The sequence below is a fragment of the Nitriliruptor sp. genome (assembly GCF_040882075.1).
GTDB lineage: Bacteria > Actinomycetota > Nitriliruptoria > Nitriliruptorales > Nitriliruptoraceae > Nitriliruptor.
Genome location: NZ_JBBEBZ010000167.1, coordinates 1 through 14,541 on the forward strand (window position 1 = coordinate 1; position 14,541 = coordinate 14,541).

Consider the following 14,541-nt stretch of genomic DNA (forward strand, 5'->3'; position numbering starts at 1 on the left):
CGTGACTCGAAGATCTACGAGATCTTCGAGGGCACCAAGGAGATCCAGAAGCTGGTCATCGGCCGCGCGATCGCCCGCAACCACGGTGGCCGGGCTGCCTGACCCGCTCCGAGACCAGCGACCTCGGCTACCCCTCGCCTGCGTCGTCCGCGTGTTCCTCGCGGACGGCCGGGTCGGGGGGTAGCCTGCGTCGGGAGAGACCGGACCGGCCCTCGGTCGCGAGCCGCAACGCCTCGGCCGGCGACAGCGCGAGCGGTGTCACGCGGCGCTCGAGCCGCTCGTGGTGCACCCGCACCGGGACGGACGGCCCGGCGGAGGACGGCAGGTGCGGATCGTCAGCCCCGAGGGCCACGCCCGGTGGCCGTTCGGCCACGTCGGGTGGCCCTCCGCGGGCGGTGAACACGTCGGGCGGAGTACCATCTCGTCCGGGTCGACGTCCGAGGGCGGACCGTAGCCGGCGCCACCACCGGCCAGCACCTCCGCTCACGGATCGTTCCTCCCGACGTGTCCATCGTCGGTTGGAGGCTAGGGCACCAGGGGACCCTGGAGCTCGGGGCCGAAGGCCGGTGACGGCGATCCGGCCGGCACGCGAGGACGATGCCCTGGTGACCGACTTCGCCGAGCCTGGCCCGGACGAGCCCGTGGTCATCCACGAGGACGGCACCGCGTCCCCGCCCGGGCCGCACGCCTCCGCCGAGCTCGTCGCGGCCGCGTTGGCCGCCCTGGCCGAGAGCTCACCGGCTGCCGCGCCACGCAACGAGGTAGCCCGGGTGCGGGTCAAGATCCGCGACCTCGTCGCCGTCAGCGACGGCGAGGACGTGATCGTGACCGTGACCCTCGCCCTCGGGACGGTCGAGGCGACCACCCAGGCGCGCGACGCCGCGACCCGCCGTGGCCGTTGGCGTGCCACCGCCGAGGCGACGCTCGCGGCCCTGACCGAGCTGTCGGCCGGACGTATCCGCGGGACCATCGACTTCGTCAACGTGATGGCGTTCGCCGACCTCGCGGTGAACGTCGCGGTGACGCTGATCACCCCGAACGGTGAGGAGACCTTCCTCGGCGCCGCCCTGGTCCGTGACGATCCCGATCGGGCGGTCCTGCGCGCGACCCTGGACGCGGTGAACCGGCGCATCGAGGTGCTGCTCACCGACGATCTCATCGAACCGTCGGACATCATCGACGCGTGGGGGAGCGAGATCCCGGACGCGCCGCTCTGACGCGCCGCTCTCGCGCGCCGCTCCGACGCGCGGCCGTCGCGGCTCGGGCGCCGGTCAGATGGGCTCGTCGCGCGCGAGCGCCGCGTCGGAGGCGAGCGTGCGGCCCGGGTCGTCGAGCAGGTCGATGCCCTCGTCGGCGAAGCGCCGAGCGACGGCCGCGCCTCGACCGTCTCCGTGGGTGTCGAGATCGTGCTGGGCCTGGGCCACGAGCAGGGCGGCCTGCAGCGCCCGACCGAGGGTGAGCGCGAACCGGCGCGCGCCGTGCGCGACGGTGTCGGGTCCGCCCTCGAGGGCACGGGTCAACCACGCTCCGGCGTGGTCGATCGCATCCACGGCGAGCTTGCCGATCCCGACGAGCGCGTCGTCCGATGCTGCCTCGGCCGCTCGACGGACCTCGGCCGCGTAGGCCGCGAGGGTCTCCTCGGAGCGGATGGCCCGGAGGGCGTCCATGGACAGCACGTTGGTGGTGCCCTCCCAGATGGGGAGGACCTGGGCGTCGCGCAGGAGGACCGGCAGGTGGGTGTCCTCGACGTACCCGGCCCCGCCGAAGGACTCGATCGCCTCGGACGCCGCGGCGACGGCCTGCTTGGCCGTGAGCAGCTTGGTGATGGGCAGCAGCAGGCGGAGCGCGAGCTGTTCCTGCTCGGACGCCTCACCGGCCTCCTCCCGACCGAGCAGCAGCGCCGCGTGGAAGGCGAGCTGCAACGACGCCTCGTGCTGGACCCGCAGCCAGGCGAGCGTGGTCTGGTGGAGCGGGTTGTCGATCAGGTGGGACCCGAAGGCCGCGCGTCGGCGGGAGTAGTCGCGTGCCAGCGCGAGGCCGCGACGGGTACCGCTGGCCGCGATCACCGAGTTCCACAGCCGGGTGATGGTCAGCATCGGGGCGATGTTGCGCGTCCCCGACGAGGGGGGCCCGACGAGGTGCGCGACGGTGCCGTCGAGCGCGAGCTCGGCGGTCGGCAGCTGCTTGGTCCCGAGCTTGTCCTTCAGCCGCAGCACGCGGATGTTGTTGAGCCGCTGCTCCTCGTCGCGGACCTCGACGTAGAACATCGCCAGGCCCTCGCCGCCCGACCCGTTGCCGTCGGGACGCGCGAGGGTCAGCGCCATCTCGCTGGTGATGGCCGACGTGAACCACTTGGTCCCCGTCAGCCGCCACACGCCGCCGTCCTGGACCGCGACGGTCTGCGACCGGCCGACGTCCGAGCCCCCGGCACGTTCGGTCATCCACTGACCCGAGGTCCAGAACGTGGACGGGTCGCGGGAGGTGAGGTGGGGGACCGCGCGGTCGATCAGTTCGCGGTCACCGGCGCCGAGCAGGGTCTTGGCGGCGCCGTCGGTCATCGCCAGCGGGCAACTGAAGAGCGCGGACGAGGGGCCGTAGAGGTAGGCGAGCGCGAACTGGTGGACCCGGGAGTAGCCGCCGTGGGCGCGCTCGTAACCGGTGGCGACCACACCGTGCTCGGCGGCGACCTGCGCCATGCGCTGCCAACCCGGGTGCGGTTCGACGACGTCGATGCGGTTGCCCCACGCGTCGAACGGGACGTGGCGCGGCTGGCCCTCCGGGGTGTCGATCGCGTCGGCGAGGTCCTTGAGCTCGGTCGCCGCGAGCAGACCCATCTCAGCGAGCGACGGGGTGATGTCGGCGCGGACATCACCGGGAAGGACGCGCTCGAGGCAGCGCTGGAACGCGAGGTCGTCCTCCCACTCGTCGCGCAGACGCGGTGCGTCCTGGAAGAACCCCGTGCTCTCGACCGTCGTCATGGCCGCACCCTCCCTGGTGACCGAACGGCACAGGTCCGGTCGACCCGCAACGCTACCGCCGGCCGTCGCCGTTGGCCGCTGCGCCGTAGAGCGCCGCCGCCACCGCGGTCGCCAGGTTCAGGCTCGACACGCCCGGGCGCATCGGGAGACGGACGCGCTGGTCAGCGCGGTCGAGCAGGTCCGGCGTCAGACCTCCCCGCTCGGTGCCGACCAGCAGCAGACCGTCCGACGGCAGGGCACCGAGGAGGTCGGTGCCGTTCGGGTCCAGCGCCACGATCGTCCGCGTCCCGGTGTCCGCGGGCAGCCGATCGGTGGCGGCGACGCTGACGGCGAACTGCAGCCCGGCAGCTGCCCGTACCGCGGTCGGGTGCCACGGATCGGCGTCCCCGACGGTGAGCACGCCGGTCGCTCCGGCGGCCGCGGCCACCCGCACCACCGCGCCGAGGTTGCCGAGGTGGCGCGGACGGTCGAGGACGACCACCAGACCGGCGGTGGCGAGCACCTCAGCGGCGGAACCCGTGGGCCGTCGGGCGACCGCCAGGGCGGGGGAGGGCAGCTCGCGGGGGACCAGGTCCCGCCACTCCTGCCGCTCCAGCTCCTGGGTTCCCGCCGGGACCACGACGTCCGGAGCGAGCTGCGCGAGCAGTTCGGTGAGCCGGGTGAGGTCGGGGGTGAGGACGAGCTCGATGTCGGCTCCGAAGCGCAGGGCGTGCTTCAGCGCGTGGACCCCCTCCAGCAGGACCCGCGTCGGATCGGCCCGGGCGGCGGCGGCCCGACGTGCCAGGTCCCGACGCAGGGACGGGTCCGGTGCCGGCTCCCCCTCGTACCCTGCGCCCATGCCCGCCCTCCTCGTGCTCGCGTTCGTCGTCGTCCCGCTCGTCGAGCTGGTCGTCATCACCCAGGTCTGGGGGTGGCTCGGCGGACCGTGGACCATCGCGATCCTGGTCGCCGACAGCCTGCTCGGTGCCTACCTGCTCAAGCGGGAATCACGACGAGCTTGGCACGACTTCCGCGCGGCGCTGTCCGCGGGGCGTTGGCCGGGGGACGAGGTCACCCAGGGCGGCCTGGTGATCGTGGGTGGAACCCTCCTGCTGACGCCCGGCTTCGTCACCGACGTGGTGGGGCTGTTGGCCCTCCTGCCGGCGTCCCGGTCGGTGCTGGCACGGTTCATCCGCCGCGCCGATCGTCACGACCGTGATCCTGGACCGCAGACGCTCGACGTCGAGGTCGTCGACATCGAACGCGAACCGCCGTCGCAGCCGCCGAACGGCAGCTGACGGTCGGTCGGGCACCGTCCGGTCGGCGGGATACCGGGCACGGAAGCGGCGCCGACCTGCCCTGACGGACGCCTCGTGGTGTCGACGAACCGGTGTGGACCGCCGACGCTGGGTCCGACGTCCCACCGGCGGTGTTCGTTCCGCCGTGGGGCACGCCCGCACGACGCCGATCCTGAGGAGCCCGACGTGGCCACCCGTACCGCCTCCAAGCCCTACGCCAAGAAGACCAAGGCCGAGCTCGAGGAGCTCGCCCGCGAGCGCGATATCGACGGTCGTTCGCAGATGACCAAGGACGAGCTGGTCACCGCGCTCGAGCGCGATGACACCGGTCCCGACGCTCTCGAGCTGCTGGTCGACCAGCACGACCGGATCAAGGAGCTGTTCGAGTCGCTGTCGTCGCGGGCCACCCGCCCGTCGAAGGCCAAGCTCGACGACGTCCGTGAGCTGGTCTCCACCCTCGTCAAGCACGCCGAGATCGAGGAGCTCGTCTTCTACCCGGCCGTCCGCGAGGCGCTGAGCGACGATGACCTCGTCGACGAGGGCCTCGAGGAGCACCACGCGGCCGAGCTGCTGATGTGGGAGCTCGAGCGCCTGCCCGCCGACGCGCCGCGCTACGACGCGAAGGTCACCGTGCTGAAGGAGAACGTCCTCCACCACATCGAGGAGGAGGAGACCGAGCTGTTCCCGAAGGTCGAGAAGACCATCGGTGAGGACCGTCGGCGCGAGCTCGGCGCCGCGATGGTCCGTGCCTGGGACATCGCCCCGAGCCGGCCGCACCCGCTGTCGCCGGACACGCCCCCGGGCAACTGGCTGGCCGGGATCCCCGCCGCCGGGCTCGACGTGGTCGTGGGCGCGTTCAAGAGCGTCAAGCGGGTCGTCTTCCGTCGCTGACCCACCGTCGCTGACCCGCCGTCCACCGGCGCAGCCCCACGACGGAACCGACACCGACGTCAGGTGTCGGTTCCGTCCGCAGGGGGCTGCTCGGTACGGTTCGCCACCGCCCCCCCGCGATGACCCTGGAGGACCCACCGTGTCGATGGACGCCATCCGCGACGCCATCCTGAACGACGCGTCGCCCGAGCAGCTCGCCGGCCTCGACCTCCCGGACACGATGCGTGCAGCGGTCGTCCGCAAGTCCGAGGTCGAGATGTTCGACGGCCTCGAGTCGCAGGACAAGGACCCGCGCAAGAGCCTGCACATCGACGAGGTGCCGCTGCCGCCGCTCGGCCCCAACGAGGTGCTGATCGCGCCGATGGCCTCGGCGCTCAACTACAACACCGTGTGGACCTCGATCTTCGAGCCGCTCCCGACCTTCGGGTTCCTCGAGGGGATGGGCAAGCTCGGTGAGCTCGGTGCGCGCCACGACCTCGACTACCACATCGTGGGTTCGGACGCGGCCGCCGTCGTGCTCCGCACCGGCCCCGGCGTCACCCGCTGGAACGTCGGTGACCGGGTCACGGTCCACTGCAACTACGTCGACCTCGAGGGCCCCGAGGGCCACGAGGATTCGATGCTCGACACCTCGCAGAAGATCTGGGGCTTCGAGACCAACTTCGGCTCCCTCGCCGACGTGTCGATGGTCAAGGCCAACCAACTGATGCCGATGCCCTCCCACCTGGCGTGGGAGGAGGCGGCGTCGCTCGGCCTGGTCATGGCGACCAGCTACCGCATGCTCGTCGGCGAGAACGCCGCCCGCATGAAGCAGGGCGACGTCGTGCTCATCTGGGGGGCGACCGGCGGCATCGGCGGGTTCGCGACCCAGTTCGTGCTGAACGGTGGCGGCATCCCGGTGTGCGTCGTCTCCTCGCCGGAGAAGGCCGAGGTGCTGCGCAGCATCGGTGTCGAAGCCGTCATCGACCGCAAGGCCGAGGGCTACCGCTTCGAGCGTGAGGACGGCACCCCGGACATGAAGGAGATCCGCCGGTTCGGTTCGAAGATCCGCGAGCTGGTGGGGCGCGACCCCGACATCGTCTTCGAGCACCCGGGCCGGACCACCTTCAACGCCTCGGTGGTGGTCTGCAAGCGCGGCGGCACCATCGTCACCTGCGCCTCCACCTCGGGGTACCTGCACCAGTACGACAACCGTCACCTGTGGATGCGGCTCAAGCGGATCATCGGATCGCACTTCGCCAACTACAACGAGGCGTGGGACGCGAACCGTCTGGTCGACGATGGGATGATCCACCCGATCCTGTCGAAGACCTACGCGCTCGAGGACGTCGCCCAGGGCGCCTACGAGATGCACCACAACCTCCACGCGGGCAAGCTCGGCATCCTCGTGGGTGCTCCCGAGGAGGGCCTCGGGGTCCGCGACGCGGCCAAGCGGGCCAAGCACGCCGACGCCATCAGCGCCTTCCGCGCTTTCGACTGAGCGATCTCGGGGACCGGACCCTCGACGGTCCCCGGGCATCGGTGTAGCGTCGAGGTGCAGGTCCGGGGGAGGGGCAGCACGTGGGGTCGGTTCGGGGACGTGGGGCGCACGGCGTCGCCATCGCGGCGAGCGCCGCAGCGGTCGTCGCGGTCAGCGCGGTGGTCGCCGGGCTCGGCGCGGGATCGTCCTTGGTCTTCGAGACCCTCGCGCTGTCCGGGGTGATCCTCGGCATCGCGGTGGCCTTCGGTGGCCTCGACCGGGACCTGCTGGTGCGGTCGACGCGCCGGCGTGAGTGGGGGCACCCGGAGGTCACCCCGTCGAGCCTCGCGTCGGCGGTGACGGCTCGACTCGACGCTCTCGACCCGGTGGAGCACCGCCGGCTCGAGCTCGGGACGCCGTGGCCCACGGTGGTCATCGGACCGACCGGCGTGGTCGTGGTCTCGGTCGTGGGCCTGCGACCCGAACGCAGCGCCGACAGGTTGCTCGAGGTCGTCGGGCTCGCGACGAGCGTGGTCGCCACCCTCCGTTCCGATCACGCCATCGACGTGCGCGGGTTGCTGGTCGTGCCGGACGGCACCGCCCTCGCCCCGCCGGACACCGGAGCGATGTATCAGGTCGACCCCGCGGGCGTGGCCGCCGCGATCGCGCGCGGCAACCTCCTGCCGATGGCCACGGTCGACGAGCTCTACCGCCGGTTCAGAGGAGCGGTCGCTCCCGACCTCCGCCTCGAAGCGGTCTGACCCCCGCGCGGATCAGCAGGCGCCGCCGAAGGGCAGCGGGCTGAGGCAGGTCGGCCACCAGTGGACGGCGAACAGCAGCGGGATGGCGACGGTCGTGGTCCCCCGGTGCTCGGCGACCACGGCGATCACGAGGGCGACGCCGCCGGCGAGCGCGCCGCTCGACAGGCCGAGGAGCAGGTCGCCGCGGAAGATGCCCCCGGCGGCCAGCACGTGTGCCACGAGCAGCAGCACCACGGGGGTCAGCACGGCGGAACGTGCCACGGTGGCCCCGGCCGGGACGAGCCGGTCCGCCACGAGCACGAGGGTGGCCAGCGTGACGACGTTCAGCACGAGGGTGGTGAAGCCGCCGCCGCCGGTCAGGGCGCGGAGGCCACCGAGCACCAGCGCGGCGGCAACCGCACCGGCCCCGAAGGTCCGCAGCAGCTCGGTGCTCGACCGCTCGTCGGCCCGGAAGGCGTCCCGCCCGCGCACGAACAGGAACCCGACCAGCAGCAGCGCTCCGACCGTCAGCACGGCGATGCCGAGGAGCGCGAAGATCGCGCCGGAGACGTCGCTGTCGGTCGGGCCGACGACCGGGGACCCGAACAGCGCGCGCCCGGGCCGCCCGAGCACGGCGGCGGCGAGGGTGCCGTCGACCAGTAGGCCGCGGACGACCCCGAGGACGACCACCGGCGCTGCCAGCGCGGCCGCAGCGGCGACGTCGAAGCCGTGGCCGGCGGCGATGCCGAACCCGCCCGGGACGTCGTCGCGGTAGCGCGCGAGCAGCAACGGGGTCAGCCCCGACAGCGCGAACCAGCCGAGGAGCAGGATGATCTCGGCGCCGATGCCGCTCCTCGGCACACCGGGCGCGGACAGCAGGACCGACAGCAGGATCCCGCCGAAGACCGTCGCGGCTCCGGTCAGGATGACGTCGCTGCGCGCCTCCTCCGAGGAGAGGAACATGGCGAGACTCCGGTCGGTGGCCGCCGGCGGACGCTACCAGGGCCCCCGGTAGGCTCCGCCCGCGTGGACCCGTGAGGAGCGAGCGGTGCTCGAGGCGTCGGTGGTGGTGATCGGGGACGAGATCCTCTCCGGGTACGTGGACGACGCCAACTCGGGGTGGCTGGCCGAGCGGCTGCGGGCCCACGGGGTGCCGCTGACCCGCGTGTCGGTCGTGCCCGACGAGCACGACGCGATCGACGAGGCGCTCCAGGCCGAGCTCGCCCGGTCCCGCCCGCGCCTGATCGTGACGTCGGGAGGTATCGGTTCGACACCCGACGATCTGACCTACGAGGCGGTGGCCCGGTCGCTCGGTCGCGACCTCGTCGAGGACCCGGTCATCGCGCGCCGTATCGACGCGGCGCTCGTGTGGACCGCCCAGCAGGGCGTCGAGGTGGACGACGTGTTCGCCTGGCACCTCAAGCGCATGGCGCGGATCCCCGCCGGGAGCCGGCTGCTGGCGGGCGACGCCGGCTGGTCGCCGGGGGTCGCGGTCGACGTCGATGGCGGGTGCGACGACGCGCGAGGAGCCACCGTCGTGGTGCTGCCGGGTGTGCCGCGTGAGTTCCGGTCGCTGGTCACCGGAGCGGTCGAACCGCAGCTGCTCGAGGGCCGCCGCGAGATCCCGACCGTCGCCGAGATCGAGCACGGCTTCCCCGAGTCGGCGCTGAACATCACGTTCGCGGCGATGCTCGAGCGCTTCCCGGACGTCAAGCTCGGCTCCTACCCGGGCTCGCCGATGCTCATCCGCCTGACGGGCCCCGCCGACGACGTCGCCGGTGCCGAGGGGTTCGTGCGGGGCCGCCTCGACGAGCTCACGGCGTCGCCGGGAGGCGCCCAGCTGATGGCCGCGTGGACCGCCCGGTTCGGACGCGCCGCCGAGGAGGACCGATGAAGCGTCTGCTCACCGTCCACGCCCACCCCGACGACGAGTCGTCCAAGGGGGCCGCGACCACCGCCCGGTACGCCGACGAGGGCGCCGAGGTGGTCCTCGTCACCTGCACCGGTGGCGAAGCGGGGGACGTGCTCAACCCGAGCTGCGACCCGGTCCCGCCCGAGCGGATGACCGAGGTGCGCCGGCTCGAGCTCGAAGCGGCGGCCGACGTCATCGGCTTCGCCCGGGTCCACCAGCTCGGGTACGTCGACTCCGGTTGGACCGAGGACCTCGCCACCGTCCCGCTCGGCACCTTCTGGCACGTCCCGATCGCCGAGGCTGCCGGGCGGTTGGCCCGCATCGTGCGCGCCGAACGTCCCCAGGTGGTGGTGACCTACCCCGAGGACGGCGGCTACCCGCACCCCGACCACATCCGCACCCACGACGTGACCATCGCGGCGCTGGCGCTCGCCGAGGACCGGGACGCCGACCTCGGCGACGATGCCGGCGACCCCTGGCGGGTGGCCAAGCTGTACGCCTCGGCGGCGTTCCCGTCCGAACGTCTGAAGGCGCTCCACCAGGCGATCATCGACGCCGGGCTCGACAGCCCCTTCCACAAGTGGCTCGAGGATCGCCCGGAACGGTTCCAGGACGAACCGCCGCCGGACGCACGGATCCGCTGCGGCGGGTGGTTCGCCCGCCGTGACGCGGCGCTGCTCTCCCACGTGACCCAGATCGACCCGGGCGGGTTCTGGTTCCAGATCCCGCGCGCGATCGAGTCCGAGGTCTACCCCTACGAGGCCTACCGTCGCCTCCGCAGCGACGTCCCGGTCGAGGGGATCGAGGACGACCTCTTCGCCGGGCTCGATCTCGCGGCCCTCGATGGCTCCGGCGGGTGGACCGAGGCCGGTCGCCGGGACGCCGCCAGCTGACGGCTGGGACCAGCTGCGCGGGCTACGCCGCCGCCAGGTAGCAGTAGCAGTCCTTGCGCGCGGCTTCGACGGTCCGCACCACCATCACCGGGGTCGTGATCGTGCGGGTGACGATCGTGCCGTCGGGGCGGAGGACGAGCAGGGCGTCGGTCAGGTCGCTGCCGTCCGGCGCGGTGACGCGCAGCGGGAGCGGCGCTCCGGGGTGCACGCGTCCGAGCACGTGACCCGCGGGGACGGCACGCAGGTTGGCGGCGTCACCGTTCGGTTCCAGGACCAGATCGGCCTCGTGATCGGGTTCGCCGCCGAACCGGAACCGGACGTCGGAGAGGACCGTCACGCGGCGCAGGTCGCGGACCAGGTCGTGGTCGGCGGGCGGCAGCGCACCGGGGCGGGGACCGAGCGCCCGCCGCAGCCCGTCGAGGGCGAAGGCGGTGGAGGCACGCCGACCGGGGAGGCCGCACTCGATGGCGACGGCTGGGGCGTGGGGCGCGACCGCTTCGAGCAACGTCCCCACGCCGAGGTCCCAGCGCAGCAGGGTGGTGCAGAAGCGGGTGGCGAGGTCCAGGGACGCCGGGTCGTCGTCGGCGACGATCGCGTGGAACGGGTTGGCGCCGGTGGTGTTGTGCAGGTCGATCAGGCCGTCGAGCGGTCCGGCCAGCAGCTCGCCGAGCACCGCGTCGGCATCGCGGCGCTGCGGCGAGCCGAGCGCGCCTGCCGGTCGGACGGGGGTGTCCCACACCCGGTTGCCGTCCTCCTGGCCCTCGAGGAAGCGGTGGGCGAACCCCGGCCCGTGGAGCGCCGCCTCGACGTTGCCGAACACGACGTGGAGGTCGAAGGGGTAGACCGGCCGCGGTCGCAGCAGCGTGAGCAGCGCGTCGACCCCGGTCGATTCGTCCCCGTGGAGCAGGGTGGTGACGGCGCGAGCGGGTTGTTCACCCGTGCCGGGGATCCGCATCCAGGTGGTGGTCCCGAGCTCGCGCAGCAGCTGACGAGGGGCAAGATCGAGCAGGCCATCGGAGGGCCCGTCGGGGAGACGGTGCAGGGTCGGGCCTCGGTCCGGGGGGAGCGAGGGTAACCCTGACGGTCCGCACCGGACGTCCCGCCGTGCGCTCCGCCGTCAGGCCCGCGGCACCTCCCAGGTGTGCACGGGCTCGTTGGCGTGCATGCCCTCGAGGTAGGCGCGCGTCATGTCGGTGAGCGCCTCGCGACGTTCGAGGCCGCGCTCCCGCAGGTTGCGGTAGGTGCGGACCTGCCACCCGGCACCGGTCTGGCGCTTCAGGCAACGCTGTTCGATCACCCCGAGGTAGTGGTCGCGGTCCCGACGGTCGACCCCCCACGCATCGAGCCCGCGGTGGGCGAGCGGGAGGAGGGTGCGCAGCACGAGCTCGGACGCGGGGACGTTGCCCGCCGACGGCCAGTAGAGGTCGGCGTCGATACCGGCCCGGGCGGCGGCGAAGAAGTTGTCCTGCGCGGCCTGGAACGACAGCTGCCGTTCGATCGGCTCGGCCTCCTCGTCGGCCAGCGCACGCACGAGCCCGTAGTAGAGGGCCGCGTTGGCGATCGTGTCGACGGGGGTGGGCCCAGCGGGCAGCACACGGTTCTCGACCCGCAGGTGGGGTTTGCCACGGGCGACGTCGTAGATGGGGCGGTTCCAGCGGTACACGGTGCCGTTGTGGAGCTTCAGTTCGGGGAGGTGGGGCACCCCACCGCCGTCGAGGATGCCGACCGGGTCCTCGTCGTCGAGCAGCGGAAGCAGCGCGTTGAAGTAGCGCACGTTCTCGTCGAACAGGTCCATCACGTCGTCGATCCAGCGCTCCCCGAACCACACCCGCGGCCGCACGCCCTGGGCGGTGAGCTCCTCGGTGCGGGTGTCGATGGTCTGCTGGAACAGCGCGATGCGCGTCTCGCGCCACAGCTCCTTGCCGAACAGGAACGGCGAGTTCGCACCGACCGCGACCTGGGCGGCGCTGATGGCCTGCGCCGCGTTCCAGGTGCGACCGAACCCCTCGGGGGTGACCTGCAGGTGCAGCTGCACGGAGGTCGCGGCCGCCTCCATCACGATCGAGGTCGTCGACAGCTCGAGCTTCTCGGGACCCTCGATCTCGAGGACGAGGTCCTCGCCGCGGGCCTCGAGGATCTGCTCGTTGAGCAGGTGGTAGCGGGGGTTGGCCGACAGGTTCTGGATCGTGGTGTGGAACCCCGAAAGCGTCGGCAGGATCCCGATGGTCACGACCTGGGCGCCGAGGCCACGCGCCTGCGACTGCGCGTACCGCTGGGAGGTCTCGAGTTCCTCCTCGACCTCGCGGAACACCGTGCCCGACAGCTTGTGCGGTGCGACGTTGAACTCGATGTTGAACTGCGCGAGCTCGGTCTGGAAGTCGGGGTTCTCGATCCGCTGCAGCAGTTCGGCGTTGATCATGGCCGGCTCGCCGTCGGCGTCGACGACGTGGAACTCGACCTCGATGCCGATGAGCTTGCGGCCCTGCTCGAACGCCCCGGCGTCGAGCATGCGACGCAGCACCTCGATGTCGAGCTTCACCTTCTCGCGGTACCGCTGCCGGTCCTCACGGGTGAAGCGGACCTCATCGATCTCGCGGCCCATCGTCGCGCTCCCGGTCGGTGCAGCTCGGGGGCCGCCGCCGACGCGCGTGAGCCTACGGCCGCGGCCGCGGTGGCGGTGGCGGTGGCGGCGCTACGCGGCGTCCCACGTGGGGGCGAACGGTGGATCCACCTGCCGTGAGCCGCGGGCGAGCCCGGCGATGCGTTCGAGGTCGCCGTCGGTCAGCTCGAGGTCGAGCGCGCCGAGGTTCTCGGTGATGCGTGCGGGGGTGTTCGACTTCGGCAGGACGATGGTGTCGCGTTGCGCGAGCAGGAACGCGAGCGCGACCTGGGCCGGGGTCGCGTCGTGGGTCGCGGCGATCTCGCCGATGGTCGGATCGTCGAGCACCTCGCCCCGGGCGATGGGGGAGTAGGCGGTGATGGCCAGCCCGTGCGCGTGCGCAACCTCACGGATCGCGTCGATGCTGAGGTAGGGGTGGTGCTCGACCTGGTCGGTGGCGATCGGGGCGAGCTCGACCGCCCGGCGCAGCTGGTCGCTCGGGAAGTTCGACACGCCGATGTGACGCGTCAACCCGCGGTCCCGCAGGGCGGTCATCGCCTCGAGGGTCTCGCCGAGCGGGGCGACGTCGTCCGCCGGCCAGTGCAGCAGGAGCAGGTCGACGTGGTCGGTGCGCAGCCGGTCGAGGCTCTCCTGCGTGGACCGGGCGACCGACGGGGCCGCCGCCTCCTGGAACCACACCTTGGTGGTCAGGAACACCTCGTCGCGGAGGCCACTGCCCTCGAGCGCACGCCCGACATCGTCCTCGTTGCGGTAGATCTGCGCGGTGTCGACGTGGCGGTAGCCGACGTCGAGGGCGTGGCGGACGTTGTCGTGGACGTCCTCGAGCTCCCAGGTGCCGAACCCGATGGCGGGTGCCGTCAGGTGCGGGGTGGTCACGGTCTTCACTGCAGCTCCGGTGGTCGTGGTGGTGGGGCGTCGCCGTCGGACGCTACGACCTCGTGGCGGGGCCGGCCCGTCCGGTCGACCGTCGTCGCCTGCGCGCCTGCGGCGGCGCGAACGGCGAGGATGCTGTGGATGCGCGTCGAGGAGGACCTGGTGAGCACCCCACCGCTGCCGCACCCGCGCCGTGAGTACGGCACCGGCGAGCTCCGGGAGGCGGACGTCGACGGCAGCGATCCGCTCTCGGAGGTCCGTCGCTGGGTCGACGAGGCCATCGCGGCCGGTGTCCACGAACCGACCGCTTGCACCCTGGCCACGGTCGACGCGGCCGGCGTGCCCGACGCCCGCGTCGTGCTGGTGCGCGAGGTCGACGATCGCGGCCTGACGTGGTTCACGAGCCTCGCGTCCAGCAAGGGTCGCCAGCTCGCGGACCGTCCGGTCGCGGCCGTGGTCCTGTTCTGGCCCGACCTCGAACGCCAGGTCCGGGTGCGCGGCCGGGTCGAGGATGTGCCCGCCGCCGTGTCGGATGCGTACTTCGCGTCGCGGCCGCGCCCGTCGCAGGTCTCGGCGTGGGCCTCGAGCCAGTCCGAGCCGGTGGCGGACCGCGCCACGCTCGAGGCCGCCGCTGCGGCAGCCGAGGAACGCTTCGCCGACGGTGCGCCCGTGCCGCGCCCGGCGAGCTGGGGTGGCCAGCTGCTGCGTCCGGACGAGGTCGAGCTGTGGCAGGGTCGACAAGCCCGCCTCCACGACCGGCTGCGGTGGACTCGCACGGCCGAGGGCTGGCAGCTCGATCGGCTCCAACCCTGAGCCGGGTCGGTCAGTAGGGTCCAACGGCCCGAACGGGTGGCCCGGACGTGCCGGGCGCGTCCCACCTGCGTCCCACCTGCGTCCC

At 72.6% G+C, this 14,541-nt stretch carries 16 protein-coding genes; 9 read left to right on the plus strand and 7 right to left on the minus strand.

Annotated features, from left to right (window positions below; translation table 11 throughout):
* The coding region (locus WEB03_RS10680) for an acyl-CoA dehydrogenase family protein (protein ID WP_368070950.1) at window positions 1-102 on the plus strand (102 nt) is incomplete at its 5' end.
* A 25-nt stretch (window positions 103-127) separates the two neighbouring features.
* On the opposite strand, the gene WEB03_RS10685 is transcribed toward WEB03_RS10680, so the two are convergent.
* Complete coding sequence (locus WEB03_RS10685; protein ID WP_368070936.1) at window positions 128-373, minus strand: hypothetical protein; 246 nt, start codon at window positions 371-373, stop codon at window positions 128-130.
* A gap of 232 nt (window positions 374-605) precedes the next feature.
* Here WEB03_RS10685 and WEB03_RS10690 point away from each other — a divergent pair, with 232 nt between their 5' ends.
* Window positions 606-1,217: a hypothetical protein gene (locus WEB03_RS10690; protein ID WP_368070937.1), complete on the plus strand. Its 612-nt coding sequence runs from the start codon at window positions 606-608 to the stop codon at window positions 1,215-1,217.
* Window positions 1,218-1,271: 54 nt separating this feature from the next.
* Here WEB03_RS10690 and WEB03_RS10695 read toward each other — a convergent pair whose 3' ends face one another.
* Together WEB03_RS10695 and WEB03_RS10700 are read right to left on the minus strand one after the other, a co-directional pair.
* Window positions 1,272-2,978, minus strand: coding sequence for an acyl-CoA dehydrogenase family protein (locus WEB03_RS10695; protein ID WP_368070938.1), 1,707 nt, complete (start codon window positions 2,976-2,978; stop codon window positions 1,272-1,274).
* A gap of 52 nt (window positions 2,979-3,030) precedes the next feature.
* Window positions 3,031-3,816, minus strand: coding sequence for a TrmH family RNA methyltransferase (locus WEB03_RS10700; RefSeq protein WP_368070939.1), 786 nt, complete (start codon window positions 3,814-3,816; stop codon window positions 3,031-3,033).
* On the opposite strand from WEB03_RS10700, the gene WEB03_RS10705 reads away from it, so the two are divergent.
* From WEB03_RS10705 to WEB03_RS10720, 4 genes are all read left to right on the plus strand, one after another.
* Window positions 3,815-4,255, plus strand: coding sequence for an FxsA family protein (locus WEB03_RS10705; RefSeq protein ID WP_368070940.1), 441 nt, complete (start codon window positions 3,815-3,817; stop codon window positions 4,253-4,255). The genes WEB03_RS10700 and WEB03_RS10705 overlap by 2 nt on opposite strands.
* A 186-nt stretch (window positions 4,256-4,441) precedes the next feature.
* Window positions 4,442-5,146 (plus strand): hemerythrin domain-containing protein, encoded by a 705-nt coding sequence (locus WEB03_RS10710; protein ID WP_368070941.1) that lies wholly within the window; start codon window positions 4,442-4,444, stop codon window positions 5,144-5,146.
* A 145-nt stretch (window positions 5,147-5,291) separates the two neighbouring features.
* Window positions 5,292-6,626, plus strand: coding sequence for a crotonyl-CoA carboxylase/reductase (gene ccrA, locus WEB03_RS10715; protein WP_368070951.1), 1,335 nt, complete (start codon window positions 5,292-5,294; stop codon window positions 6,624-6,626).
* Window positions 6,627-6,706: 80 nt separating this feature from the next.
* The gene (locus WEB03_RS10720) at window positions 6,707-7,366 is read left to right on the plus strand and encodes a hypothetical protein (RefSeq protein ID WP_368070942.1); all 660 of its coding nucleotides are present in this window, start codon (window positions 6,707-6,709) and stop codon (window positions 7,364-7,366) included.
* Window positions 7,367-7,378: 12 nt separating this feature from the next.
* Here the strand turns inward: WEB03_RS10720 and WEB03_RS10725 are convergent, their stop codons facing one another.
* A complete protein-coding gene (locus tag WEB03_RS10725) occupies window positions 7,379-8,308 on the minus strand; it encodes a hypothetical protein (RefSeq protein WP_368070943.1) in 930 nt (309 codons plus the stop codon).
* Window positions 8,309-8,393: 85 nt separating this feature from the next.
* On the opposite strand from WEB03_RS10725, the gene WEB03_RS10730 reads away from it, so the two are divergent.
* Window positions 8,394-9,239 (plus strand): competence/damage-inducible protein A, encoded by an 846-nt coding sequence (locus tag WEB03_RS10730; protein ID WP_368070944.1) that lies wholly within the window; start codon window positions 8,394-8,396, stop codon window positions 9,237-9,239.
* Entirely contained in the window at window positions 9,236-10,150 is a 915-nt protein-coding gene (gene mca, locus WEB03_RS10735) for a mycothiol conjugate amidase Mca (protein WP_368070945.1), read from the plus strand. The genes WEB03_RS10730 and mca overlap by 4 nt, the downstream gene beginning before the upstream one ends.
* Before the next feature lie 22 nt (window positions 10,151-10,172).
* Here the strand turns inward: mca and WEB03_RS10740 are convergent, their stop codons facing one another.
* From WEB03_RS10740 to WEB03_RS10750, 3 genes are all read right to left on the minus strand, one after another.
* Window positions 10,173-11,105 carry a hypothetical protein gene (locus WEB03_RS10740; protein WP_368070946.1) on the minus strand — a complete coding sequence of 311 codons (933 nt, stop codon included), beginning with the start codon at window positions 11,103-11,105 and terminating at the stop codon, window positions 10,173-10,175.
* A 162-nt stretch (window positions 11,106-11,267) separates the two neighbouring features.
* Window positions 11,268-12,752 (minus strand): glutamate--cysteine ligase, encoded by a 1,485-nt coding sequence (locus tag WEB03_RS10745; RefSeq protein ID WP_368070947.1) that lies wholly within the window; start codon window positions 12,750-12,752, stop codon window positions 11,268-11,270.
* Window positions 12,753-12,842: 90 nt separating this feature from the next.
* Window positions 12,843-13,655: an aldo/keto reductase gene (locus WEB03_RS10750; RefSeq protein ID WP_368070948.1), complete on the minus strand. Its 813-nt coding sequence runs from the start codon at window positions 13,653-13,655 to the stop codon at window positions 12,843-12,845.
* 150 nt (window positions 13,656-13,805) lie between these two features.
* On the opposite strand from WEB03_RS10750, the gene pdxH reads away from it, so the two are divergent.
* Window positions 13,806-14,456, plus strand: coding sequence for a pyridoxamine 5'-phosphate oxidase (gene pdxH, locus WEB03_RS10755; protein ID WP_368070949.1), 651 nt, complete (start codon window positions 13,806-13,808; stop codon window positions 14,454-14,456).
* The last annotated feature ends 85 nt before the right edge of the window (window positions 14,457-14,541 follow it).